The organism is Alcaligenes sp. 13f (genome assembly GCF_020496585.1).
GTDB classification, from domain to species: Bacteria; Pseudomonadota; Gammaproteobacteria; order Burkholderiales; family Burkholderiaceae_B; genus Alcaligenes; species Alcaligenes phenolicus.
In genome coordinates this window covers 1-22871 of record NZ_JAHKKC010000018.1, presented here as the reverse complement: position 1 = coordinate 22871, position 22871 = coordinate 1, and the positions used below count along the sequence as shown (strand labels likewise).

The window sequence follows — 22871 nt, the reverse complement described above, 5'->3', positions numbered from 1 at the left end:
ACAGCCGTGCCCGGATTAATGAATATGGTTTTTCAGGTAGCACTTTTCGTTGGCCTGGGTTTGCGGACCCGGATGGCCAGCCAGCACAACAAGGCGCCCGAACACACCATGGCCGAGCCTTGCCAGAAGCTTGACGTCAAGGGAGCCTGCAGCAAAAAAGTAGACAGGGCGGCTGACAATACTGGAATGAAGTAGGAGGCGCCGGCCAGTATGGTGACATTGCCGTGCAAAATACCCACGTTCCAGGCCGCATAGCCAAAGCCCATCGCCATGGCCGCCAGCAGCAAGTAGATCAGTGCTGGAAGGGTAAAGGTCATTGCAGGTGCTCCTTGGCCTAGATATTTCATCCATAAGACGGTGGCTGTCAGCATGAAAAACAAGGTAATGCCATTTTTGCCCTGGCCGATGCGTGCAGTCATGGTGCTGTAGCCCGCCCAGATCAGTGCGCCACTAAAGGCCAGGCCGTAGCTCAAGGGGTTGTCCTGCACATTCAGCCAGATGCCGTGCAGGCTCAAACCTTGCTCACCGCCCAGAATCCAGCTGATACCCATCATGGACAAGAGCAGGCCTGGCGCGATCAGCCAGTTGGCTCTTTGCTTGTTGAACAAAATAGCGGCCACGATGGTAAAGGTGGGCCACAGATAATTAACCATTCCCACTTCAATCGCTTGCTGGCTGTTGTGGGCGTAGCCAATGGACAGAGCCAGGCACAGCTCATAGCAGACGAACAGAACGCTTCCCCAGATAAGGTAGCGGCGCGGAAAGTCGCGCAAGCGTACCCAGCTAAGCGATAAAAGAAGAAAGACAGAGGCCAGGGTGTAGATCAGTGCGGCGCCGCCAGTCGCACCCAGGTAGTCGCTGACGCTGCGTATCAGGCCGACAATCATGCTCCAAAGAACAATGGCGATCAGACCAATCAGGGTTGCCTTATCAGATTGCTTCATGCGGGTTTCAGTGTCTGCAAGGCACGGCGAGAACAGCAGCAGGCTTTACTTGGCCAAGAGACTTATGGGTTAATGGACCGGGTTTGTATCAGACTGTGCCGGTTTGCAAGCAGGGCTGTGACGCGGCACACCCGGTCTTGAGTGAAAACCGACAGGCCCCCACGGCAAGGGCTCGTGGCAGTTTACTGTAAGCGGCGTGTCGGCTCGAGCCACTCATGGCGAAAAGGGGAGCAGGCAGGGTATTTTCTGCGCCTTGCTGGTCCGCCCCCGTAAGCCAGGGTACTTACATTTTTGGGACTTTGAGTCAGAACCTCTTGTTTATGCTCTCTATGATTTTGAGTGTAAATCGGTTTGACTTGAATCTTTTCTAGGCATATCATTTCAACACGAATTAATCGTGCTGAATTATTTTGTTTGGCTAATTAAATGACCACAGATCAACACTACGATTTACGAATTTTGCGGGCTTTGCGCCAGATCACGCGCTCGATTGCCCTGCATTCCAGGCAGCTGTCGGCGTACAGCAATATCACCGCGCCCCAGTTGATCTGCCTGCGCACCATTATCGAAAAAGGCCCGTTGACGGCCACGGCCATCAGCCGCGAAATGCACGTCAGCCCCAGCACCGTGGTTGGTATTCTGGACCGCCTGGAAGACAAGAAGCTGGTGCTGCGCGAGCGTGGTCGTGAAGATCGACGCATTGTATTTGTCAGTGCGACACCAGAAGGGGAGACCCTGGCACGCGATACGCCGTCCCCCTTGCAAAAGAAGTTGTCGGACGCCTTGAAAGAGTTGCCCGAGCTGGAACAGGCCACCATGACCTTGTCCCTGGAGCGCATTGTGCGCTTGCTCGATGCTGACCCGGATGTTGTGCTGGAGGCCGACGATGCGGCCTCGCCTATTCTTGAGGTCCCGGAAGGGGATGTACCCCCCGAATCCGGGTTGGTGGTTTGACGGACCGACCTAGTCCGGGCAGCTCGGCAGGCAGCAAGACTGCCGCCGACCCTGCCCCCAGTGACCCGGCGCTGATACTGCGTGCGCCCCTGTTGCGTGATGCGGCCGCAATCCATCAGCTGATTGCCGATAGCCCGCCACTGGATCTGAATTCTGAATATCTCTATTTGCTGCTCAGCGAGCACTTTTCCCAGACCTGCGTTGTCGCGCAGCGTGGGGAACAAATAGACGGTTTCATCTCTGCCTACTTTCTCCCCGACCGTCCTGATGTGCTCTTTGTGTGGCAAGTGGCCGTGCATGAGCGCGCCCGTGGGCGTCGTCTGGGGCAGGCCATGCTGGAGCATCTGCGACAGCGTCTGCGTGGCCGTTCCCTGCGCTATCTGGAAACGACGGTCAGCCCCGGTAACCGGGCCTCGCGTGGCCTGTTTGCGGCCATGGCCCGGCGTTGGGGCGCCCCCATGCAGGAACAGGAATTCTTTGATACCGCCTTGTTTGCCGCACAGGCTCACGAGGCAGAACCTCTATTACGAATCGGCCCCTTGGACTCTGGATAAGAGGGGACTTTACGCAAATGAACGGTAGAGCCGGTCTGGTTCGCTGATTGTTGTTTGTCGGCTCAAGACACGCCGTTCTATAACCAGGAGAGGAAATATGACTGATTTAAAAATATTCGACCGGATGGAGTCTGAAGTAAGGGGCTACGTCCGGTCCTTCCCGGTCATTTTCAACAAAGCCCGAGGCTCGGTTTTGGAGGACGAGTCAGGCAGGCAATACATCGATTTTTTCAGTGGAGCCGGTACGCTCAACTATGGGCATAACAATCCCCACCTGAAAGAAAAGCTGATTGAATACCTGAACACCGACGGCTTGGTACACGGTTTGGACATGGCCACCAGCGCCAAGAAATACTTTCTTGAAACGGTGGACAAAGTGCTGCTCAAACCGCGCGGGTGGGACTACCGCTTGCAGTTTACGGGGCCTACCGGCACCAATGCCGTGGAGGCGGCGTTAAAACTGGCACGCCAGGTCAAGGGCCGCCAGAATGTGATTTCCTTTACGCACGGTTTCCACGGCGTCAGCACGGGTTCCCTGGCAGTGACGGCGAACTCCAAGTTTCGTAGTGCAGCGGGTGTGGCCCTGGGCAATACCTCGTTCATGCCCTATGACGGCTACTTGGGACCGGACGTCAATACGATGGCTTATCTGGAGCGCTTGCTGGAAGACCCCAGCAGTGGTCTGGACCATCCTGCCGCGGTCATCGTGGAAACCGTGCAAGGTGAAGGGGGCGTGAACGTTGCTACACAGCGCTGGCTGCGTGAACTGCAACGTCTGTGCCGCGAGCACGACATGCTGCTGATTGTCGATGACATTCAGGTCGGTTGTGGTCGCACGGGCCGTTTCTTCAGCTTCGAGCAGGCCGGTATCAGCCCTGACATCATCACCTTGTCCAAATCCTTGTCCGGTTTTGGCTTGCCCATGTCTCTGGTTTTGTTGCGTCCTGAACTGGACGTATGGAAACCCAGCGCCCATAACGGCACCTTCCGTGGCAATAACCTGGCTTTCGTGACTGCGGCTCAAGCTCTGGAAAGCTACTGGGCCAACGAGGACTTTGAAGCCGAGATCCAGGGTAAGGAGCGTCAAGTGCGCGACTGGCTGGAAAACCTGGTGCACAGCTATCCAGATCGTGGTTTGAGCGTACGTGGTCGCGGCCTGATCCAGGGCCTGGTGACGCCGCCCGGTGCCGGTCTGGCCAATGAAATTGCTGCACAGGCTTTCAAGCAGGGTCTGGTGATTGAAACCTCGGGCGCCCACGACGAAGTTCTGAAGCTGCTGCCTGCCCTGACGATCAGCAATGAAGAGCTGACTCAAGGCCTGGACATTATTGAACGCAGCGTGGCCCAGTGCCTGTCCAAGCGCGGCAGCCAGGCCAAGATTCTGAAGATTGGAGGAGCACGCTAATGTTGGTCAAGAACGTACAAGATGTGATTGGAACCCGTGACGAGGTGCGCACAGACACCTGGGTCAGCCGCCGTGTTTTGCTCAAGAAAGACGGCATGGGTTTTTCCTTTCATGAAACCGTTATTTTTCCTGGCACCGAGACTCACATCCACTACCAGAATCACCTGGAAGCGGTGTGGTGCATCGAGGGCGATGGCGAAATCGAAACCGTTGCCGACGGCAAGAAATACGATTTGGGCCCAGGCGTAGTTTATGCCCTGGACCAGCACGATGAACACTATCTGCGCGGTGGCAAAGAGCCGCTGCGAGTGATCTGCGTGTTCAATCCGCCCCTGACCGGTCAGGAAGTTCACGATGAGAAAGGGGTTTACCCAGCCATCGTGGAAGACTGAAGACCTAAGGAGAGCATGATGACAGTGACCATGAGCGATCTGTACACATCCCGTACAGAACGAACGGCGGCCATCGTCAGCCGCCAGGAGCCGGTGGTGTATCCGGATCCGGTAGGTAGCCAGCCTTTGAACAAGTCCCAGCTGCGGGAGTACGAGGACAATGGCTTTTTGCTGCTGCCTGATTTGTTCAATGCGCAGGAAGTGCAAGCCTTGCTGGGCAATGTGGAAGCCATGAGCACCGATCCCGGCATCTTGTCGCGTGAAGAAGCGGTGGTGGAAAAGGGCAGTCAGGCCGTGCGCTCGATCTTTCGAGTGCACGAGTTAAGCGAGCTGATTGCCCGCCTGGTGCGCGACCCGCGTGTACTGGATGTGGCCCGCCAGATTCTGGGCTCGGAGGTGTATGTGCATCAGTCCCGTGCCAACCTGAAACCGGGCTTTACCGGCAAGGAGTTTTACTGGCATTCGGATTTCGAGACCTGGCATATCGAAGATGGCATGCCGCAAATGCGCGCCTTAAGTTGCTCGGTGCTGCTGACGGACAATAATGTGTGCAATGGCCCCTTGATGCTGGTGCCGGGCTCACACCGTCAGTTCATCTCCTGCACGGGGCAAACGCCGGACAACCATTACAAGGAGTCCTTGCGCAAGCAGGAGTATGGCGTACCCGATCCGATCAGCCTGCGTTTGCTGGTGGATCAGGGTGGCATTGAAGCCATTACTGCCAAGGCCGGTTCGGTGATCTTTTTTGACTGCAATACCTTGCACGGCTCGGCCAGCAATATCTCGCCTTGGCCACGAGCCAATGTGTTTACGGTCTATAACAGCGTGGAAAACTGCGTGGGTGATCCCAAGCAGGGGCTGACACCCCGTCCTGCGCATGTGGCCACTCGCGGGCAGTTCCCTGTCCTGACGCCGTTGAACGGAGCGCTGCTGGAGTCCTAGGCAGAAAGAAGGTCTGCGCCTTGTGCGCAGACCTGGCCGGATAAGACGCTCCCTGGATTTATTTCAGGGGGCGTTTTTTTGTGGGCTCAGGATTGTGAAGAAGAGGGGAGCGGCCAGCGTCTGGGGGCGGGCGTTGGTAAATGACGGGTCTGCACCGTACTGATTGGCCGGCGTCCGGAAAAGCAGTTATCGGAGATGCTCATCAGATATGACTCGGCATGTCCAGGAGTCCTTGTGATGGCTGCTGGACGGGATCAACTGTGTTAATGCACCCAATTAGCAACAATCGCTTATTTATATCCGGGTAATATTGACGGATTAATATCATCCGGGTAAAAATAGAGCCTTCTTACTTGAAGCTCTGGTTTTGACATGAAAACGACTTACCCCAATACCTACACCAGCTTTATGGGCCACCGCCGTATCGCGTCCGGTCCCATGCTGACCAATGTGCTGGCCGTGAAGAAAGTGCTGGAGAGCCGGGTTAACGATCCCGTACTGATCTTTGACGATGTGACAGGCCGTTTTGTGGATGTGAACACCCAAGGGACGGACGAAGAGCTGGCGCAACGCTATGCGCCAGTGGATGCTCCTGAAGTAGAGGTCGAGCAGACAGAAGAAGAGGCTCCACGCGGCCGTGGCCGCCCTAAGCTGGGCGTCGTCGCCCGTGAAGTGACCTTGTTACCCCGCCATTGGGATTGGCTGGCGACTCAACCCGGAGGGGCATCGGTTGCGCTACGCAAACTGGTTGAAGAAGCTCGCCGTGCCAGCGCCGTCAAAGATCAGCGTCGCCAGGCGCAGGAACGAGCCTATAACTTCATGACGGCAATCGGTGGAGATTTGCCTGGCTTTGAGGAAGCGATGCGAGCCTTGTTTGCTGATGAGCTGGAGCGCTTCAAAACCCTGCTGGCTGGCTGGCCGGAAGATGTGCGGGAGCATGCGATCAAGCTGGCTGAAACTCCGGTGACACTTTCGGCCTAACAAGATTTGAGGACAAAGATCATGAATGCCAATCCTGAGCCGCGTGTGTATCTGGAGCCGACACAGGCGTCAGGCCGTGCTTTTGTCATGCGTCATTTGCAGGGCAGCGTCACCATGTTAAATCTGCTGCGCTTTCGCCGTGTGGCGGATTACTGCGCTTGTCCAGAACTGGCTCCTGAAACACCCATCAGTGGAGCAGAGGCGTTTGAGCGATATATCGAACACACTCTGCCATTTCTGCACGCAAGTGGTGGCCAGCTTTTATTTTTGGGTTCTGGCGGGTCATTCTTGATTGGGCCAGAAGCGGAGCGCTGGGATCTGGCCATGCTGGTTAAGCAGCAAAGCGCGGATTCCTTTCTGGCTTTTGCTGATAATACGGACTACTTGAAAGGGCTGGCTCATCGTAGCGCAGCGCTTGAGGATTCCCGCCTGCTGCCTTTGCAGGAGATGGCTACCTTTTCGGCCAAAGCTGCTTGAAGGTGGCTCAGGGCAGAGCCACCTTCAAGTGACGTAGAGCGCAAGTGTTCAAGCCGCCTGAATAAAGTTGCTCAAGAACGCCTGCGTCCGCGCTTCCTGCGGATGGCAGAACACTTGTTCGGGTGGGCCGGATTCCACGATCACGCCTTTATCAAAGAAGCAGACGCGGTCTGAGACTTCCTTGGCAAATTGCATTTCGTGGGTCACCAGCAGAATCGTCAGATCCTGTTCCTGACTCAGCTTTTGAATCACGCCCAGCACTTCGCCCACCAGTTCCGGGTCCAGAGCCGAGGTAGGTTCGTCAAACAGCAGAATGTTCGGTTCCATCGCCAGGGCCCGGGCGATGCCCACGCGCTGTTGCTGTCCGCCGGAGAGCTGGCTGGGGAATTTGTCGGCATGGTCGATCAGGCCCACTAGATCCAGATACTTGGTGGCCCGTTCGCGCGCCTGTTCTTTGGACAGGCCCAGCACATGGGTGGGCGCTTCAGTCACATTGCGCATCACCGTCATATGCGGGAACAGGTTGAATTGCTGGAACACCATGCCCATTTCCTTGCGCATCTCGCGCAAGTGGTTCTGGCTGGCGGGCACCAGCTTGTCATCGACCCGCTCGTGCCAGAGGGGTTTGCCCGCTACCGTGATGACACCTTCGTCGATGGTCTCCAGCGTCATCAGAATGCGCAGCACGGTGGATTTACCGGAACCGGAAGGGCCGATGATGGTGACTTTTTCACCTGGTTCCACCTGAAAGTTCAAGGCGTCCAGCACGGTGACATCACCAAATTTCTTGGTGACATTGTCAAATTGAATGATGGGGTTCGTAGAGTCAGTCATCGCAGGGGGATTCCTTGCTTGGGCAAACGCTGGTCCAGCGCTCGTACCCCAGCGGATGCCAGGAGGGTCAGCAGCAGATACAGGCCGCCCACCATGGACAGGGGAATGATGTAGTTAAAGGTACGGTCACCGATAATCTTGGCCACATTCAGAACTTCCAGTACCGATACAACAGAGAGTACAGGCACGTCTTTCATGATGGACACCAGATAATTACCCATGGCCGGAATGATGCGCGGGATGGCCTGGGGCAGAGTGATGACCATAAAGGTACGCAGCGGGGAAATGTCCAGTGCGCGGGCTGCTTCAGTCTGGCCATGGGTAACGGACTCCAGACCGGCTCGGTAGACCTCGGACAGATAGGCGCTGTACTGCACCCCCAGCGCCAGTGCGCCGGTCAGAAAGGCGGGCAGCACAATCCCGTAGTCCGGTAGCACGTAGTACAGGAAAAATAATTGCACCAGCAAAGGCGTGTCGCGCAGGAATTCGGTCAGCACATAGGCGGGCCAGGAAATCAGGCGCAGACGCACACTTTTCAGGCCTGCCAGAATCAGTCCCAAGACAGCCGCAACACCAAAGCCCAGTACGGCGGCCTGGATGGTGACCCATAAGCCTTTAAGCAAAATAGGCAGGATAGACAGCGCAAATGCTCCGTTGCTGCTGGTGTCCCATTCAATACCAAACAGCATGTTCAGCTCCTTTGCGCACGCCAGCGGCCGGTTGCGCGTTCCAGCAATTTCATCAGGACGGTCAGCACCAGTGCCATGCCGAAGTACATCAGCAAGAGCAGGGTATAGATAGTGGTGCTGTCCTGGGTGAAGTTGCGTATTTGTTCAGCTCTGAAGCTCAAGTCGCCCAGACTGATCAGGGAGACCAGGGCGGTGTCTTTCAGATTTTGCACGGCCAGATTCCCGAAGCTGGGCATCATCTCTGGGATGGCCTGGGGCAGGCTGATGCGCCACAGGGTTTGGCGCTCTGTAAAGTCCAGGGCCTTGGCCGCTTCCAGTTGGGAGTGTGGCACGGCCTGGATGGCACCACGCACCACTTCGGCACCGTAAGCGCCAATGTTCAGGCCCAGGGCCAGGGTGCCGGCCACGACCGGGTCCAGACGCCAGTCCAGCCCCATGGACTCGCCCAGAATAGGCAGGGCAAAGTACAGCCAGAACAGCTGTACCAATAAAGAGGTGCCGCGAAAAACTTCAATAATCGTGACGGACAGCGAGCGCAAGGCGACCGAGTGGGACAGCCTGCCTATGCCCAGGGCAAAGGAGGCGATGGCTCCCACCACGGTTGAATACAGGGTGAGTTGTATGGTGACCCAGGCTCCGTCCATCAGGGCCGAGCTGTAACTTAACCAATCCATATCAGGTTCCAGACAAGGGCAGGCGGTACACCTTCAGTGCGCTGTCGGCCCTTGCAAGGGGCCGCGCAGGCCCGTGCGGCCGCCTTACCCGCAGGTGAAGGATCAGGCTTTACACAGCTGTTCCGTGGATTTCTCAAATGAGTGCTTGGCGTCTTCTTCGGTAAAGCCGTGTTTGCTCAGGATGGCTTTCCATTCATCGGTTTTCTTGAATTCGGCCAGCTCCTTGTTCACGGCGTCGCGCAGGTCTTCGGATTCCTTGGCAAAGGCAAAGCCGCCCCAGCTACGAACCGGGTTGCCATCAATGATGGGGTCCTTGAACTCGGCGGCCAGCTCGACTTTGCCGCCCCCTTTGGAGGCCAGATCACTGGCAGTCTGGCCAGTTGCGGCATAGGCATCGGCACGGCCGGTTGCCACGGTGGAGATTGCATCCGCGTTGTTGGAAATAGTGATCATGCGGTTATCGGGCACGCCCAGGGCCTGCATCATTTCCAGTTGATCGGCACCGGCCATGATGGCGATCTTGTGATCAGTCTTGGCGAAGTCTTCGTACGAGTGAATGTTCTTGGGGTTGCCCTTGGCGACCAGCAGGCCTTCACCGTAGGAGCTGTTGGGCTCGGAGAACAGCACGGTATTGCAACGTTGCGGCAGGATGGCCATTTCGGCGGCCACCATATCAAAGCGTTTGGCTTGCAGGCCGGGGATCAGGGAACCGAAATTAGCGGTTTCCCATTTGATTTCTTTGACGCCCAGACGCTCCATGATGGCCTGGGCCACTTCGGGGCCAGCGCCTTGGGCTTTGCCGGACATGTCCATGTATCCGTACGGAATTTCATTAGCAACGGCGACGCGAATCACGCCGCGCTCTTTGACTTGTTCCAGCGTGACTGCCTGGGCGCTGGAGGCGGCAGCCAGGGTGCCCAGCAGGGCAAAGGCCAACGCGCAGAGGGGCTTGGATTGTAGTTTCATCATGAGTCCTTTTCTCGCCTATACCATTTCGTTATAAATGATTTGTTTTACGAAAGATTTGCAGGGAAATCATAGCTTATAAAATCATTCGTACTCAAATTAAATGTATAGAAACTATCAAGTAAAGGGCCTGCTTAGCCTTTCTATATAAGGAAAGTGGCAGGTCTTAGGGAAAATGCGTGGTGTCTTGAGTACGTGTTTTCACTATGCTCCCAAGGATTAAAGAGCGCTTGTCCTCTCAAAAGCGCCTGGCTTATGCCTACCCCAGATTGATTCATGAATGAGTTCGGCGCGCCTTCGGGCGCGCCGACACCCTTTTGGAAAGTGCGCTTTGGCGCGCTTTCAAACCCTGCTGGTTTGGGAAATGCACAGTACCAAGCGACTGTGCAGACCCCGCAAGAACGCCTGCCACACTCGGTATTGCGTCTCTTGTGCTGGCAGCTGGCGACTTCTTCAGATCAGAAGCGCGGCCAGAAGAAAAAGTTGGTGACAGGCTTACTTAATGCAAAATCGTGGAGGCTCTATGAGCAGAGAAGAGGGCGGTTTTATAAAACAGCATTTGATTTGGGTGCTGGTTGCAGTGCTGGGGGCTTTTGCCCTGGGAACGGTGGCACTAAGCCGGGGGGAGAGCATCAATGCTCTATGGATCGTAGTCGCCGCAGTCTGCGTCTATTTAATTGCCTATCGTTATTACAGCCGTTTCATTGCTCGCAAGGTCTTTGAGCTGGACGCGACCCGCATGACGCCAGCGTGGCGTCATAACGATGGTCTGGACTACGTACCGACTAATAAACACGTGCTTTTTGGGCACCATTTTGCCGCCATTGCAGGGGCTGGCCCCTTGGTCGGGCCAGTGCTGGCGGCGCAAATGGGCTACCTGCCCGGCATGCTCTGGATTCTGGCCGGTGTGGTATTTGCGGGGGCGGTGCAGGACTTCACGGTGCTGTTCATTTCCATGCGCCGCGACGGGCGTTCGCTGGGGGATCTGATCAAGTCTGAACTGGGCACGGTGCCCGGTGTGATCGCCTTGTTTGGCGCTTTCATGATCATGGTCATCATTCTGGCTGTGCTGGCGCTGATTGTGGTCAAGGCTCTGATTAACTCGCCATGGGGCACCTTCACGGTGGCAGCGACGATTCCGCTGGCTATCTTCATGGGGATTTATCTGCGCTTCCTGAGGCCGGGCCGTATTGGCGAAGTCTCGGTGATCGGACTGATCTTTCTGCTGGCCGCGATTGTCTATGGTCAGGACGTAGCGGCGCACCCGACCTGGGGGCCGTTCTTCACCCTGAATGGCGAAGAGCTGACCTGGGCGCTGATTATTTACGGCTTTATTGCTGCTGTGCTGCCCGTGTGGCTGCTGCTGGCTCCGCGTGACTATCTGTCCACCTTCCTGAAAATTGGCACGATTGTGGGTCTGGCCATCGGGATTGTGATTGTGGCGCCCGAGCTGAAAATGCCAGCGACCACCAAGTTTATTGACGGCACAGGCCCGGTCTGGTCCGGCAGCTTGTTCCCCTTCCTGTTCATTACCATTGCTTGCGGTGCCGTGTCCGGTTTCCACGCTTTGATTTCCTCGGGCACCACGCCCAAGATGATCGAAAACGAAACCCAGGCGCGCTATATCGGCTATGGCGGTATGTTGATGGAGTCCTTCGTAGCCATCATGGCCCTGGTTGCGGCTTGCGTGATCGAGCCGGGCATTTACTACGCCATGAACAGCCCAGCCGCTTTGATTGGCACCACGCCTGAGCAGGCCGCGCAAGTGGTGTCCAGCTGGGGCTTCCTGATTACTCCCGCTGATCTGACCCAAATGGCCAGCGACGTGGGTGAAAACAGCATTATTTCCCGTGCCGGTGGTGCTCCTACCCTGGCGGTGGGCATGGCCTTCATCTTGCATAACGTCATCGGCGGGCCGGCGATGATGAGCTTCTGGTATCACTTCGCCATTCTGTTTGAGGCCCTGTTCATTCTGACGGCGGTAGATGCCGGTACGCGTGCAGGCCGCTTCATGCTGCAAGACTTGATGGGTACTTTTGTGCCGGGCTTGCGGCGTACGGAGTCGCTGGTCGCCAACCTGATTGCCACATCCTTGTGCGTGGCGGCGTGGGGCTACTTCCTGTATCAGGGTGTGGTCGATCCACTGGGTGGTATCAACACCTTGTGGCCTTTGTTCGGTATTGCCAACCAGATGCTGGCAGCGGTGGCATTGGTACTGGGTACGGTGGTGCTCTTCAAGATGAAGAAAGACCGCTACGCATGGGTGACCGTGGTTCCCACTATCTGGCTGCTGATTTGCACGCTGGTGGCAGGCTTTCAGAAAATGTTCCACCCCGACCCCAAGATTGGCTTTTTGGCCCACGCCAAGGTTTATCAAAAAGGTCTGGCGGAACAAACTGTCATGGCGCCGGCCAAATCTCTGGAGCAGATGCAACAGGTGATTTTCAACGATTACGTGAACTCCACCTTGTGCGGTCTGTTCATCTTTGTGGTCTTGAGCATGGTGTTCTTTGGCATCCGTTGCGTGCTGAAAGCACGTCGCAGCACGGAGCCGCATTCTGCCGAGACTCCGTACGAGCCACTGCCGGCTCAAGCGGCAGCAGGAGCTTGATATGAAAGGATTATTGACAGGAGCCATTTCGCGCAGTGCCCAGGCAGGGCGGGGCACCGGGCGTTATCTGGCCACAACCTTGCGTCTGATGGTGGGCGTGCCTGATTACGAAACCTATCTGAATCATATGCGGGTGAACCACCCGGATCAGAAACCGATGGAGTACGCCGAGTTTTTCCGGGAGAGACAGCAAGCCCGGTACGGTGGCAAAGGGCGTATAGCCTGCTGCTAGATTAGGCGGCTAAGGGCCAGAACCCAGTGTTCTGGCCCTTTTGCATTTGTGCCTGGCAGTGTGTCATCAGGTTTGTATGTAGATGTAAAAATAAGACAAACAAGGCATCTAAACGATTTATCGTGGTTTTTCGCGATAACACGAAACAAAAGGGCCAATAAAAAACTCAAAACGAAACAATGATTTCGTTTGATGGTGTTTTTTAGGGTCCTGTTGGTATAAATATTTTGTTGTTCTGCGTTTTTGTGGATGAATCTTGCTGGTTTTGTTGGCGGCGCGTCAGGAACTGTGTTAGGATTTTTCCCATGACTTTCGCAACCCCCGTTTTCTTCTTTTATTTTTATGCTTTTCCGATGCCGCTGGTGGAGGAAAGGACGGGTTGCACCAAACACAAGTAAGACCTAAATCCTGAAATAAGCCGCCAGCATAGACCGGGCGGCTTTTTTTTCGTTTGCCCCCGGACCTGGCAAACCAACTGGAGTTCAATCGTGTCGCACAATACTGATGATTTACGGATTCGTGAAATTAAGGAGCTGTCTCCCCCATCCCATGTGATGCGCGAGTTCCCGTGTACCTCTGCTGTATCGACGACGGTTCACAAGGCCCGCCGCAGCATTCACAAGATCCTTCACGAACGCGATGATCGTCTGGTGGTCGTGGTGGGTCCTTGTTCCATCCACGATACCGAAGCCGCCATGGACTACGCGCGTCGCCTGACGGTCGAGCGCAAGCGCTTTGCCCCCGAGCTGGAAATTGTGATGCGCGTGTACTTCGAAAAGCCACGTACCACCGTGGGCTGGAAAGGGCTGATCAACGACCCCTTCATGGATGGCAGCTTCAACATCAATCAGGGTTTGCGTACGGCGCGTGAATTGCTGCTGGCCGTCAACCAGCTGGATTTGCCCGCTGGCTGCGAGTTCCTGGACATGATTACTCCCCAGTACATTGCTGATCTGGTTTCCTGGGGTGCCATTGGTGCTCGCACGACAGAGAGCCAGGTTCACCGTGAACTGTCCTCCGGATTGTCCTGCCCCGTCGGCTTCAAGAATGGCACGGATGGCAATATCCGTATTGCTCTGGACGCGATCAAGGCCGCTTCCCAGCCGCACCATTTCCTGTCGGTCACCAAGGGCGGTCACTCCGCCATTGTGTCCACCGTGGGTAATAACGATTGCCACGTGATTCTGCGCGGCGGCAAGACACCGAACTACGATGCTGAAAACGTTGAGGCAACCAGCCAGGCCATGATCAAGGCCGGCATGGTGCCGCGTGTGATGGTCGATGCCAGCCACGCCAACAGTAATAAAGACTACCGCCGTCAGCCCGAAGTGCTGGCCGATGTTGCTGGTCAGATCTCGGGCGGCGATATGCGTATCTGCGGCGTGATGATCGAAAGCCATCTGGTAGGCGGCCGTCAGGACGTGGTGGAAGGCAAGCCTTTGACCTACGGCCAAAGCATTACCGACGGTTGCATCGATTGGGATGACACGGTGGTGGTTCTGGAAAAACTGGCTGAAGCGGTGCGTCAGCGTCGTCAGGCGCGAGTCGCTCTTGAAGAGGGGGCACTTAGCCACTCATAATAGGGTTTTGCCTTTTTGGAATGCTCATGAATGCTCCCGGTCATGCCGACCTAGCGCGGCGCCCTTTACCTGAAGGTTTTGTAGAAGCCTTGCAGGCTCAGTTCCAAGAGCGTTGCTCGCTTTCTCACGCTGTGCGTGAACACCATGGACGGGATGAATCGCCGTATCCACCCATGCTGCCTGATGTGGTTGTTTTTGCTCGCAGCACAGAAGAAGTGGCCTGGGTGGCACGTCATTGTCATGAACACCATGTGCCCCTGATTCCTTACGGGGCTGGTTCCTCGCTGGAAGGGCATTTTCTGGCGATTCAAGGTGGCGTCAGCCTGGACTTGTCCGGTATGGATGAGATCGTGGCGATTAATGCCGAAGATTTCACCGCCACAGTGCAAGCTGGCGTGACACGCATGGCCTTGAACGAGCACATCCGTGATACGGGCTTGTTTTTCCCCATCGACCCCGGTGCGGATGCCAGCCTGGGCGGGATGGCCGCAACGCGTGCGTCGGGTACCAATGCCGTGCGTTACGGCACCATGCGCGAAAACGTCCTGACTTTGAAGGTTGTGACGGCAGATGGCCGCATTATTGATACGGCTAACCGTGCCAAGAAATCCTCCGCCGGTTACGACCTGACCCGCTTGTTTATCGGTAGCGAAGGCACACTGGGCATCATTACCGAAGTGACGGTGCGTCTGTACCCGCAGCCCGAAGCCATTTCGGCGGCTATCTGTAATTTCCCCGATCTGCGCTCTGCCGTGCAAAGCGTGATCGAGGTCATTCAAATGGGTATCCCGATTGCGCGTGTCGAATTCATGGATACGGCCGCCGTACGTGCCACCAATGCCTACAGCAAGCTGACGCTGAAAGAATCGCCCTTGCTGCTGTTTGAATTCCACGGCAGCCCCAGCGGTGTGCAGGAGCAGGCCCAGGTTGTCCAGGAAATCACTCGTGATAACGGCGGCATGGACTTTGAGTGGGCCGATAAGGCCGAGGATCGTTCCCGCTTGTGGACGGCTCGACACAATGCCTACTTTGCCGGTTTGCAACTGCGTCCTGGCTGCCGCTCCAGCACCACGGACGTTTGTGTGCCTATCTCCGCCTTGGCAGAGTGTGTGGCGCAAACCGCGGCCGATATGGATCAGGCTCCGTTCCCGTACACCATTGTGGGTCACGTGGGTGATGGCAACTTCCACGTCCTGATGCTGCTGGACGCCGATAGTCAGGAAGAGTGGGACGAGTCCGAGCGCTTGAACCATCGTCTGGTAGAGCGTGCCATTGCCATGCAGGGCACCTGCACCGGCGAACACGGTGTGGGCTTGCACAAGATGGAGTTCATGCTGGCCGAGCACGGTCAGGATGCACTGGATGTGATGAGCAGCATCAAGCAGGCGCTGGATCCTCACAACATCATGAATCCCGGCAAGATGTTGCCCCCGCGTCCTCTGGACTGATTCTGCGGTAGTCGCCTTGAAAGCCCAGACCATGTCGTCTGGGCTTTTGTGTCTTGGGCAGCACAGTTTTCCAGAAACCCCAGGTACGGGCGGTGTCTGCCTGTACATGTGTCAGGGCAGGCGTACAATGCCTTTTTTAGTTAGTCAGGTGCGCACTGGGCGCAAAGCCCAGCCAATGCGGCACCTCTCATCATCACTGCAATGACTATTTCCACCAAAAAAGGTCGCGTCGTTATCGGAATGTCCGGCGGCGTGGACTCCTCTGTCTCGGCCTGGCTGCTTAAAGAGCAAGGCTATGAAGTCGTGGGCCTGTTCATGAAGAACTGGGAAGACGACGATGACTCCGAATTTTGCTCTTCGCGCCAGGATTGGCTGGACGCGGCCAGCGTGGCCGATCTGGTCGGGGTCGAGATCGAGGCGGTCAACTTCGCTGCGGAATATAAGGACCGCGTGTTTGCGGAGTTCTTGCGGGAATATTCGGCAGGTCGCACCCCGAATCCCGATGTTCTGTGCAATGCGGAAATCAAGTTCAAGGCCTTTCTGGATCACGCCATGACCTTGGGCGCCGACTGGATTGCCACCGGCCATTACGCCCGTGTGCGTGGCGTGCCCATGGCTGGGGGCGGCACCGATTATCAATTGTTGAAAGGTCTGGATGCTTCCAAGGATCAAAGTTATTTTCTGCACCGCCTGAACCAGGCGCAGCTGTCGCGCACCTTGTTCCCCTTGGGCGAGATCAACAAGCAGGAAGTACGCCGTATTGCCGAGGAACTGAAGCTGCCCAATGCGGCTAAAAAAGACTCGACCGGCATTTGCTTTATTGGTGAGCGTCCTTTCCGCGAGTTCCTGAATCGCTATCTGCCCACTCAACCCGGTCCTATCAAAACACCGGAAGGGCAGGTATTGGGTCAGCACGTGGGTCTGGCTTTCCACACCTATGGTCAGCGCAAGGGTTTGGGCATTGGTGGTGTCAAGGGCAAGCAGCGCGAAGACGGTACCGCCGACGCCTGGTATGCCGCCCGCAAGGATCTGGCCACGAACACGCTGTATGTGGTGCAAGGGCACGATCACCCCTGGCTGTTGCAGTCTGAATTGAAGGCCGAGCAGACCAGTTGGGTAGCGGGCCATCCGCCAGCGCTGGGCCCGATTCATGCCAAGACCCGTTATCGCCAGGCCGATGCGGCCTGCACGATCCTGGCTGCCGAAGGCGACAGCCTGTCTCTTCATTTTGATCAGCCCCAATGGGCCGTAACGCCGGGCCAATCCGTGGTCCTGTACGACGGTGACCGCTGCCTGGGCGGCGGCATTATTCAATAAGAGGCGGGCATGGATCCCATTCTTGTCATCAGTTTGCTGGTGCTGGGTGCCGGTATTGGTTTGGCCGCCGGGCTGCTGGGGATTGGCGGAGGCATGATTCTGGTGCCGTTCCTGACCTTCCTGCTACCGCTGTTTGGTGTGCCGCAAGAGCTGGCCGTGCATGCTTCCATTGCCACGGCCATGGCCACGATTCTGTTCACCTCCTTGTCCAGCGTGAGGGCGCACCATAAACATGGTGCCATTCGCTGGGATGTGGTCAAGGTCATGGTGCCCGGCCTGATCCTGGGTGGGCTGCTGTCGGGCGGCGCGATTTTTGCCATGATCAACAGCACGGCGCTGGCGATTGTGTTCGGTGTGTTCGTCCTGTATTCGGCCTCCAAAATGGCACGCAAGTCGGCCCCGGTGCAAGGCCGTTCTTTGCCAGCCCCATTCTGGATTGCTGCCATGGGAGCCTTGATCGGTTTCGTGTCCGGTCTGCTGGGGGCGGGTGGGGCCTTCTTGTCTGTCCCCTTCATGCTGCGCGGCAATGTGCCTGTGCGGCAGGCCGTCGCCACCTCGGCCGCCTTGGGCTTTTTCATTGCTCTGGCCAATAGCGTGGGTTATATCTGGTCCGGGCAGGCCACCTTTGGCAGCCACCCCGGCATGATTGGTTTTATCTACTGGCCGGCCTTGTTGATTGTTTCGGCCACCAGTATTTGTACCGCCCCCCTGGGGGCCAGTCTGGCCCACAAGATCGATCAGGTGACGCTCAAGCGCATCTTTGCTGGCATGTTGACTGTGCTGGCGATCTACATGATTACGCAGGCCATCACACAGGCTTGATGTTTTCTGGCTGGACTTTGCCATACGCACAGTCCAGCCCATTCAGCTCGGTTTCTTCTGCCGGCTCAAAAACTCCCCCAGCTGTCCAGTGAATTGCTGTTCGTAGCGCAGTCATTGCCTGCTCGCTTTGCGGCAGTGTGCTGCCGTAAGCATGAAATTCGTGCGTCATATCCGGCCAGACATCCAGCCGTATATTGGCCCCTTGCTTGTGCGCCTCTCGGGCAAAATCCCGGATCATGTCGACCAGAATTTCCTTGCCGCCTGCCTGAATGTAGATGGGGGCCAGATAGCGCAGATCCTGTGCAATGGGCGAGAGCCGATCATCACTCCAGGGGCCGTTGCCCTTTAGCCATTGACCGTATTGCAGCGTTTGATAGCCCTGCACCATATCGTAGCGATCATGACCAAACTGGCTGGCGCCGCGTCGTCCTATATCCGTCCAGGGGCTTAGTGCCAAGGCCAGAGAAGGTTGGGGCAGTCCCGCTTGACGCAGGCTGACCAAGCTCATCAGCACCAGGTGTCCGCCTGCCGAGTCGCCTGCCAGGACAATATCCTGGGCGGGGATTCCACGTCCAAGCAGATAGCGGTAGGCGTCTAGCGCATCTTCCTGTTGGGCCGGGTGAGGGTGCTCCGGGGTCAGGCGGTAGTCCACGGCGAAGATGGGTATTTGCAGCTTGTAGGCCAGCAGACGAATGAAGTGGCGCGACACGATTGGGTAGAAAGCATAGCCGCCGCCATGAAAGTACAAGATGGTTTTGCTGCTGTTCGGGCGATCTGGAATGAACCAGTCACCCCGTGGTTCTGGGGACGTGCTGGCCTGCATCTGGACGGGTAAGTCCGGTTCGGCAATCGTGTACAAGCTGTCAAAATAGGCGCGGCCTTCAGCTATGGTTGGCAAGCGGAAGGCGTGGTTGAACTGCTTGCGATCGAACAGGGTGGCGATTTCAAAAGGCACGGACCAGCCGGGCACTAGCGGTTTGGCGATGATACGTCGAGCCAGTACGTCTATGGTGGTGGCCCAGAGGGCGAGGGCGCTTCGGCAACGATGAGACCAGGATCCTTGCAAGATAGTTTTGGGCATAAAAGGGCGGGGCTGAAGTAGGATAAAAGGACTTTCAGTGTGGCCCGGCTTGCCTGGGCCGGATAGAACGGAAACGACCTCCCATGTCTGCTTTGCCTTGTGCCCGTTTGCATCACCCTAGCCGAAAAACGGCGTCCATTATCCATCTGGGCGTGGAGCGTGATACCCGTGCTCTGGATCTGCTGCCGCAGCAACGTCTGAACTGTTATCCGGCTTCGCCCCTGGTGGTGTTGTCCTGGGTTTTCCATGGCCAGCTGCACATGGTGCAGACGCCCGTGGATGGAGGGAGTCCGGTACTGTCAGAGCCCCTGCCCGGCATGCTGTTTGCAGGGCCTTCGCGCACACCTTCCATTAGCTGGTCTCCGGGGCCTGTCCATGCGATTTCGATTGGACTGTACCCGGATGCCTTGAAACGTGTGTTTGGTATCGAGGCCAGCGACTTTCTGGATCAGGTACTGCCCATGGAGCAGGTCTTGCCCGCTGCCAGCTGTCAGACACTTGGGCAAGCTGGCACAGAAGAAGGCCCTTTATTCGAACAACTGGAGGCGGCAATTCATCGTTGTGCTCATGGCTGTCTGGCGACAGAAGGTGCTGCCACCTTGCATCATTGGTTGACGGCATTGGGGATGAGGATGGCAGCAACACGCACGGGAACGGGCTTGCGTCAGATGCAAAGGCAATTCAAGCGTTGGGCCGGGCAGAGCCAGCGTGAGCTGCAGCTGTATGTGCGTGCCGAGCGTGCTTTTGCCTTGGTGCAGCAGCAGGAAAATCCTGTCTGGTCTGATGTGGCGTTGCAAGCCGGGTATAGTGACCAGTCTCATTTTGGCAGAGAGGTCAAACGGGTTTCGGGCTTTTCGCCTGCCCAGTTCGCCCAGCGCATGAAGTCTGATGAGGCCTTCTGGATGTACCGATTGCTGGGCGAGGCCTGAACCAGCAGGCATAAAAAAACCCATTCAAAAGAATGGGCCCTGGCTTGCTGGCGCAACGCTCACTGCGTAGGCGGTAAGGTGCTGGCAAACGAGGGGCGCGCTTGGAGTTTTTCATCCAGGCGTTGCAGATTGCCGTACTGCGAGCGCCAGTCCAGTTCAGGAAAGCGCAGATCCAGATAACCCAGTGCGCAGCCTACGGCAATGTCGGCCAGGCTAAAGCTGGTGCCCATGCAAAAGGACTGGTCACCCAAGGTGTTGTTCATGGATTGCAGGGCGGCGGTAATCTTGCTGTTTTGGCGGTCAATCCAGGCGGGTAGACGCAGCTCTTGGGGACGGCGTTTTTCCACCACGATGGCAACGCAGGCATCAAGCAAGCCATCGGCAATGGCTTCCCAGCATTTGACTGCAGCGCGATCACGTCCGGCTTGGGGAATCAGGCGGCCGACGGGCGAGAGGGTATCCAGATACTCGACGATCACGCGGGAGTCAAACAGATTTGCCTGATCATCCATAATCAGACAGGGGACTTTGCCCAGTGGATTGTGCTTCAGAATATCGCTGTCATCGGCCCACACATCCTCCAGAATCAGCTCGTAGTCGAGCTTTTTTTCCGCCATGACAACACGCACTTTGCGCGCGTATGGGCTGGTGAGGGAAGCTAGAAGTTTCATAAAAAGCTATCAAAAGTTGCAGGCTCAAAAAGTATAGCAGGAACCTATGGGCGAACGTCCCGCAGGCCGGGCCTGAACCTGTCGCTGGAAACAATGTTGGAAAACTGTGGTTTATTCGTCAAAGCCTCGAACAGCCGTCGCATTCTGACCCCATGCTGAACGTGTGGCATACGGGTGCCAGCCTGCAATGTTAGAATGCGGGCTGACTTTATTCCCCCTTCTTTTCTGTAGAACGATGCACATAGCCGATACCCTGAGCACTCTGAATGCCTTGTCGCCATTGGACGGGCGTTATGGCAGCCGTACCGCCCCCTTGCGTGGCCTGTTGTCCGAAGCCGCATTTATGTGGCATCGCGTAGAGGTCGAAGTGGCCTGGTTGATCGGCCTGTCCGACGCGGGTCTGCCCGAACTGCCTACTTTCTCCGCCGAAGCCCGCGAGGTACTCAAGAGCCTGGTGCAGAACTTCTCGGAAGACGATGCCGCCCGCATCAAAGCCATCGAGCGCACTACGAACCACGACGTGAAAGCCGTGGAATACTGGTTGAAAGAAAAAGTGGCCGACCACGCCGAGCTGTCCGCTGCGGCTGAATTCATCCATTTTTCCTGCACCTCTGAAGACATCAACAACACCTCGCATGCGCTGATGCTGACGCGTGCCCGTGAGCAGGTGATCCTGCCGCAACTGCAAGAAGTGTGTGATGCCATCAAGGCTCAGGCCCGCTTGCACGCCGAGCAGCCTTTGCTCTCGCGCACCCACGGTCAGCCAGCCAGCCCCAGCACCATGGGCAAGGAATTTGCCAACGTGGCCGCTCGCCTGCAAAACGCCATTGCGGCCATTGCTGCGGTCCAGCCTCTGGCCAAAATGAATGGTGCCACCGGCAACTACAACGCTCACTTCTCGGCTTACCCCGAAATTGATTGGCCAGCCTTCAGCCAGAAAGTGCTGGCTGGTCTGGGTCTGACGCAAAACGTCTACACCATTCAGATCGAACCCCACGACTGGATGGCCGCTCTGTTTGACGCCATCGCTCGCGCCAACACCATCTTGCTGGACTTCAACCGTGACGTCTGGGGCTACATCTCCCTGGGTTACTTCAAGCAGCGCCTCAAAGAAGGCGAGATCGGTTCGTCCACCATGCCGCACAAGGTCAACCCGATTGACTTTGAAAACTCGGAAGGCAACCTGGGCCTGGCCAACGCCATGCTGCGCCACCTGTCCGAAAAGCTGCCTATTTCCCGTTGGCAGCGTGACCTGACCGACTCGACCGTGCTGCGTAACCTGGGCGTGGCTCTGGGTTACAGCGTGGTGGCTTACGACGCCTGCCTGCGTGGTCTGGGCAAACTGGAACTGAACGCCGCGGCTGTCGATGCGGACATCGACGCATGCTGGGAAATCCTGGCCGAGCCGGTTCAAACGGTGATGCGCCGCTACGGTTTGCCCCAGCCTTACGAGCAACTCAAAGCCCTGACACGTGGTCGTGGTATTACTCAGGAAGCGTTGCGCGAGTTTATTGGCGGTCTGGAACTGCCCGCCGACGCTAAAACCTATTTGCTTGAGCTAACTCCACGCAGCTATCTGGGCGTGGCAGTAAAGTTGGCCCAGGCGATCTAAATCCAAACGGCTGTGTTCTTGCACAAGGGCACAGCCGGCCGGGTTTCTTGAGCCAGTGCTTTATGAAGTGTTTTATGTTTCATCACACAGGAGTTCACATGAAAAAATTCGCGTTTCTGACTGCCGCTGCCGCCTTGTGCGCTGCGTTTGTCACGCCTGCTACCGCCCAGTTTGCCAAGCCAGAACAGGCCGTGAACTACCGTCAAGCCAGCATGTCGCTGATTGGCTCGCACTTTGGTCGTATGGCTCCCGTGGCCAAAAAAGAAGCACCGTATGATGCGGCTGCAATCGCTAAAAACGTAGAAGTGCTGACGGTTTTGGCGGCTTTGCCTTGGGGCGCATTTGGCGCTGGTACCGAAGGCGGCGAGACCAAAGCTGAGGCCTGGAGCGATGCTCAGGGTTTCAAGCAAGCTACCGATGATTTCACCGCTGCCATCGACAAGCTGAAAGTGGCTTCCGATTCGGGCGACTTTGATGCTTTCCGCGTGGCTTTCGGTAATGTGGGCAAGTCCTGTAAGACTTGTCACGACGCTTACCGCAAAGAAAAATAAGCAACAGGTTTGCTTAAAAAAAAGCCCTCGAAAGAGGGCTCAGACTGCTGATAAACCCCTGGTTTTGCGCCCTGGGGTTTATTTTTTTGTTCTCCCGCCCAGGCGATGAGGTGTCGCTCACGATTCTACGGTTTTCGGTCGATCAGGCCTCAGATCACACCATCAGGCCGTTTGCGGGCCGGGGGCAAGCTCGCAGGCGCGTGAA

At 56.7% G+C, this 22871-nt stretch carries 23 protein-coding genes; 16 read left to right on the top strand and 7 right to left on the bottom strand.

Features of this window, described 5'->3' with window-relative positions; genetic code table 11:
• Positions 1 to 32: 32 nt before the first annotated feature.
• On the bottom strand, positions 33 to 944 hold the full coding sequence (yddG, locus tag KOE80_RS14995) for an aromatic amino acid DMT transporter YddG (protein WP_035272585.1): 912 nt from the start codon (positions 942 to 944) through the stop codon (positions 33 to 35).
• Positions 945 to 1370: 426 nt separating this feature from the next.
• Between yddG and KOE80_RS14990 the strand changes: the two genes are divergently transcribed.
• From KOE80_RS14990 to KOE80_RS14960, 7 genes are all read left to right on the top strand, one after another.
• Complete coding sequence (locus tag KOE80_RS14990; RefSeq protein ID WP_226349440.1) at positions 1371 to 1898, top strand: MarR family winged helix-turn-helix transcriptional regulator; 528 nt, start codon at positions 1371 to 1373, stop codon at positions 1896 to 1898.
• Positions 1895 to 2452 (top strand): diaminobutyrate acetyltransferase, encoded by a 558-nt coding sequence (gene ectA, locus KOE80_RS14985; RefSeq protein WP_035272586.1) that lies wholly within the window; start codon positions 1895 to 1897, stop codon positions 2450 to 2452. Before KOE80_RS14990 ends, ectA begins: the two co-directional genes overlap by 4 nt.
• 97 nt (positions 2453 to 2549) lie before the next feature.
• Positions 2550 to 3857 carry a diaminobutyrate--2-oxoglutarate transaminase gene (gene ectB, locus KOE80_RS14980; RefSeq protein WP_009456189.1) on the top strand — a complete coding sequence of 436 codons (1308 nt, stop codon included), beginning with the start codon at positions 2550 to 2552 and terminating at the stop codon, positions 3855 to 3857.
• Positions 3857 to 4249, top strand: coding sequence for an ectoine synthase (locus KOE80_RS14975; RefSeq protein ID WP_009456191.1), 393 nt, complete (start codon positions 3857 to 3859; stop codon positions 4247 to 4249). Before ectB ends, KOE80_RS14975 begins: the two co-directional genes overlap by 1 nt.
• A gap of 18 nt (positions 4250 to 4267) precedes the next feature.
• Positions 4268 to 5191 (top strand): ectoine hydroxylase, encoded by a 924-nt coding sequence (gene thpD / locus KOE80_RS14970; RefSeq protein ID WP_226349453.1) that lies wholly within the window; start codon positions 4268 to 4270, stop codon positions 5189 to 5191.
• A gap of 372 nt (positions 5192 to 5563) precedes the next feature.
• Positions 5564 to 6172: a DUF2239 family protein gene (locus KOE80_RS14965; protein WP_226349439.1), complete on the top strand. Its 609-nt coding sequence runs from the start codon at positions 5564 to 5566 to the stop codon at positions 6170 to 6172.
• A 21-nt stretch (positions 6173 to 6193) separates the two neighbouring features.
• Entirely contained in the window at positions 6194 to 6649 is a 456-nt protein-coding gene (locus tag KOE80_RS14960) for a DUF1330 domain-containing protein (RefSeq protein ID WP_226349438.1), read from the top strand.
• Positions 6650 to 6697: 48 nt separating this feature from the next.
• Here KOE80_RS14960 and ehuA read toward each other — a convergent pair whose 3' ends face one another.
• From ehuA to ehuB, 4 genes are all read right to left on the bottom strand, one after another.
• Complete coding sequence (gene ehuA, locus KOE80_RS14955; RefSeq protein WP_009456195.1) at positions 6698 to 7483, bottom strand: ectoine/hydroxyectoine ABC transporter ATP-binding protein EhuA; 786 nt, start codon at positions 7481 to 7483, stop codon at positions 6698 to 6700.
• Positions 7480 to 8172 (bottom strand): ectoine/hydroxyectoine ABC transporter permease subunit EhuD, encoded by a 693-nt coding sequence (ehuD, locus tag KOE80_RS14950; protein ID WP_083053302.1) that lies wholly within the window; start codon positions 8170 to 8172, stop codon positions 7480 to 7482. The genes ehuA and ehuD overlap by 4 nt, the downstream gene beginning before the upstream one ends.
• 2 nt (positions 8173 to 8174) lie before the next feature.
• Complete coding sequence (gene ehuC, locus KOE80_RS14945; protein ID WP_009456199.1) at positions 8175 to 8846, bottom strand: ectoine/hydroxyectoine ABC transporter permease subunit EhuC; 672 nt, start codon at positions 8844 to 8846, stop codon at positions 8175 to 8177.
• A 102-nt stretch (positions 8847 to 8948) separates the two neighbouring features.
• The gene (gene ehuB / locus KOE80_RS14940; protein ID WP_035272602.1) at positions 8949 to 9815 is read right to left on the bottom strand and encodes an ectoine/hydroxyectoine ABC transporter substrate-binding protein EhuB; all 867 of its coding nucleotides are present in this window, start codon (positions 9813 to 9815) and stop codon (positions 8949 to 8951) included.
• A 520-nt stretch (positions 9816 to 10335) separates the two neighbouring features.
• Between ehuB and KOE80_RS14935 the strand changes: the two genes are divergently transcribed.
• The 6 genes from KOE80_RS14935 to KOE80_RS14910 all read left to right on the top strand — a co-directional run bounded on the left by KOE80_RS14935 (position 10336) and on the right by KOE80_RS14910 (position 17822).
• Positions 10336 to 12423: a carbon starvation CstA family protein gene (locus KOE80_RS14935; protein WP_088450435.1), complete on the top strand. Its 2088-nt coding sequence runs from the start codon at positions 10336 to 10338 to the stop codon at positions 12421 to 12423.
• A gap of 1 nt (position 12424) precedes the next feature.
• Positions 12425 to 12655 (top strand): YbdD/YjiX family protein, encoded by a 231-nt coding sequence (locus KOE80_RS14930; protein ID WP_009456207.1) that lies wholly within the window; start codon positions 12425 to 12427, stop codon positions 12653 to 12655.
• 485 nt (positions 12656 to 13140) lie between these two features.
• Entirely contained in the window at positions 13141 to 14235 is a 1095-nt protein-coding gene (gene aroG / locus KOE80_RS14925) for a 3-deoxy-7-phosphoheptulonate synthase AroG (RefSeq protein ID WP_269465265.1), read from the top strand.
• A gap of 26 nt (positions 14236 to 14261) precedes the next feature.
• Complete coding sequence (locus KOE80_RS14920; RefSeq protein WP_022983265.1) at positions 14262 to 15683, top strand: FAD-binding oxidoreductase; 1422 nt, start codon at positions 14262 to 14264, stop codon at positions 15681 to 15683.
• Positions 15684 to 15884: 201 nt separating this feature from the next.
• Positions 15885 to 17000 (top strand): tRNA 2-thiouridine(34) synthase MnmA, encoded by a 1116-nt coding sequence (mnmA, locus tag KOE80_RS14915; protein ID WP_009456210.1) that lies wholly within the window; start codon positions 15885 to 15887, stop codon positions 16998 to 17000.
• A gap of 9 nt (positions 17001 to 17009) precedes the next feature.
• The gene (locus KOE80_RS14910; protein ID WP_009456212.1) at positions 17010 to 17822 is read left to right on the top strand and encodes a sulfite exporter TauE/SafE family protein; all 813 of its coding nucleotides are present in this window, start codon (positions 17010 to 17012) and stop codon (positions 17820 to 17822) included.
• Here KOE80_RS14910 and KOE80_RS14905 read toward each other — a convergent pair.
• Positions 17809 to 18903 carry an alpha/beta hydrolase gene (locus tag KOE80_RS14905; protein ID WP_226349437.1) on the bottom strand — a complete coding sequence of 365 codons (1095 nt, stop codon included), beginning with the start codon at positions 18901 to 18903 and terminating at the stop codon, positions 17809 to 17811. The two genes, KOE80_RS14910 and KOE80_RS14905, sit on opposite strands and share 14 nt — an antisense overlap.
• An 83-nt stretch (positions 18904 to 18986) precedes the next feature.
• On the opposite strand from KOE80_RS14905, the gene KOE80_RS14900 reads away from it, so the two are divergent.
• A complete protein-coding gene (locus KOE80_RS14900) occupies positions 18987 to 19832 on the top strand; it encodes a helix-turn-helix domain-containing protein (RefSeq protein ID WP_009456223.1) in 846 nt (281 codons plus the stop codon).
• A 59-nt stretch (positions 19833 to 19891) separates the two neighbouring features.
• On the opposite strand, the gene KOE80_RS14895 is transcribed toward KOE80_RS14900, so the two are convergent.
• Complete coding sequence (locus KOE80_RS14895) at positions 19892 to 20503, bottom strand: glutathione S-transferase family protein (RefSeq protein ID WP_009456225.1); 612 nt, start codon at positions 20501 to 20503, stop codon at positions 19892 to 19894.
• A gap of 235 nt (positions 20504 to 20738) precedes the next feature.
• Here KOE80_RS14895 and purB point away from each other — a divergent pair, with 235 nt between their 5' ends.
• Together purB and KOE80_RS14885 are read left to right on the top strand one after the other, a co-directional pair.
• On the top strand, positions 20739 to 22115 hold the full coding sequence (gene purB, locus KOE80_RS14890; RefSeq protein WP_009456227.1) for an adenylosuccinate lyase: 1377 nt from the start codon (positions 20739 to 20741) through the stop codon (positions 22113 to 22115).
• Between the two features lie 98 nt (positions 22116 to 22213).
• The gene (locus KOE80_RS14885; protein WP_083053307.1) at positions 22214 to 22666 is read left to right on the top strand and encodes a c-type cytochrome; all 453 of its coding nucleotides are present in this window, start codon (positions 22214 to 22216) and stop codon (positions 22664 to 22666) included.
• Positions 22667 to 22871: the final 205 nt, after the last annotated feature.

Excerpts from the sequence above, each read along its gene's own strand:
- purB (WP_009456227.1), top strand. The coding sequence starts at position 20,739 with ATGCACATAGCCGATACCCTGAGCACTCTGAATGCCTTGTCGCCATTG.
- yddG (WP_035272585.1), bottom strand. The coding sequence starts at position 944 with ATGAAGCAATCTGATAAGGCAACCCTGATTGGTCTGATCGCCATTGTT.
- KOE80_RS14920 (WP_022983265.1), top strand. The coding sequence starts at position 14,262 with ATGAATGCTCCCGGTCATGCCGACCTAGCGCGGCGCCCTTTACCTGAA.
- KOE80_RS14965 (WP_226349439.1), top strand. The coding sequence starts at position 5,564 with ATGAAAACGACTTACCCCAATACCTACACCAGCTTTATGGGCCACCGC.
- ehuD (WP_083053302.1), bottom strand. The coding sequence starts at position 8,172 with ATGCTGTTTGGTATTGAATGGGACACCAGCAGCAACGGAGCATTTGCG.
- KOE80_RS14930 (WP_009456207.1), top strand. The coding sequence starts at position 12,425 with ATGAAAGGATTATTGACAGGAGCCATTTCGCGCAGTGCCCAGGCAGGG.
- KOE80_RS14885 (WP_083053307.1), top strand. The coding sequence starts at position 22,214 with ATGAAAAAATTCGCGTTTCTGACTGCCGCTGCCGCCTTGTGCGCTGCG.
- ehuC (WP_009456199.1), bottom strand. The coding sequence starts at position 8,846 with ATGGATTGGTTAAGTTACAGCTCGGCCCTGATGGACGGAGCCTGGGTC.
- ehuA (WP_009456195.1), bottom strand. The coding sequence starts at position 7,483 with ATGACTGACTCTACGAACCCCATCATTCAATTTGACAATGTCACCAAG.
- KOE80_RS14975 (WP_009456191.1), top strand. The coding sequence starts at position 3,857 with ATGTTGGTCAAGAACGTACAAGATGTGATTGGAACCCGTGACGAGGTG.
- KOE80_RS14960 (WP_226349438.1), top strand. The coding sequence starts at position 6,194 with ATGAATGCCAATCCTGAGCCGCGTGTGTATCTGGAGCCGACACAGGCG.
- KOE80_RS14905 (WP_226349437.1), bottom strand. The coding sequence starts at position 18,903 with ATGCCCAAAACTATCTTGCAAGGATCCTGGTCTCATCGTTGCCGAAGC.
- thpD (WP_226349453.1), top strand. The coding sequence starts at position 4,268 with ATGACAGTGACCATGAGCGATCTGTACACATCCCGTACAGAACGAACG.
- KOE80_RS14910 (WP_009456212.1), top strand. The coding sequence starts at position 17,010 with ATGGATCCCATTCTTGTCATCAGTTTGCTGGTGCTGGGTGCCGGTATT.
- KOE80_RS14935 (WP_088450435.1), top strand. The coding sequence starts at position 10,336 with ATGAGCAGAGAAGAGGGCGGTTTTATAAAACAGCATTTGATTTGGGTG.
- KOE80_RS14990 (WP_226349440.1), top strand. The coding sequence starts at position 1,371 with ATGACCACAGATCAACACTACGATTTACGAATTTTGCGGGCTTTGCGC.
- ehuB (WP_035272602.1), bottom strand. The coding sequence starts at position 9,815 with ATGATGAAACTACAATCCAAGCCCCTCTGCGCGTTGGCCTTTGCCCTG.
- ectB (WP_009456189.1), top strand. The coding sequence starts at position 2,550 with ATGACTGATTTAAAAATATTCGACCGGATGGAGTCTGAAGTAAGGGGC.
- KOE80_RS14900 (WP_009456223.1), top strand. The coding sequence starts at position 18,987 with ATGTCTGCTTTGCCTTGTGCCCGTTTGCATCACCCTAGCCGAAAAACG.
- KOE80_RS14895 (WP_009456225.1), bottom strand. The coding sequence starts at position 20,503 with ATGAAACTTCTAGCTTCCCTCACCAGCCCATACGCGCGCAAAGTGCGT.
- mnmA (WP_009456210.1), top strand. The coding sequence starts at position 15,885 with ATGACTATTTCCACCAAAAAAGGTCGCGTCGTTATCGGAATGTCCGGC.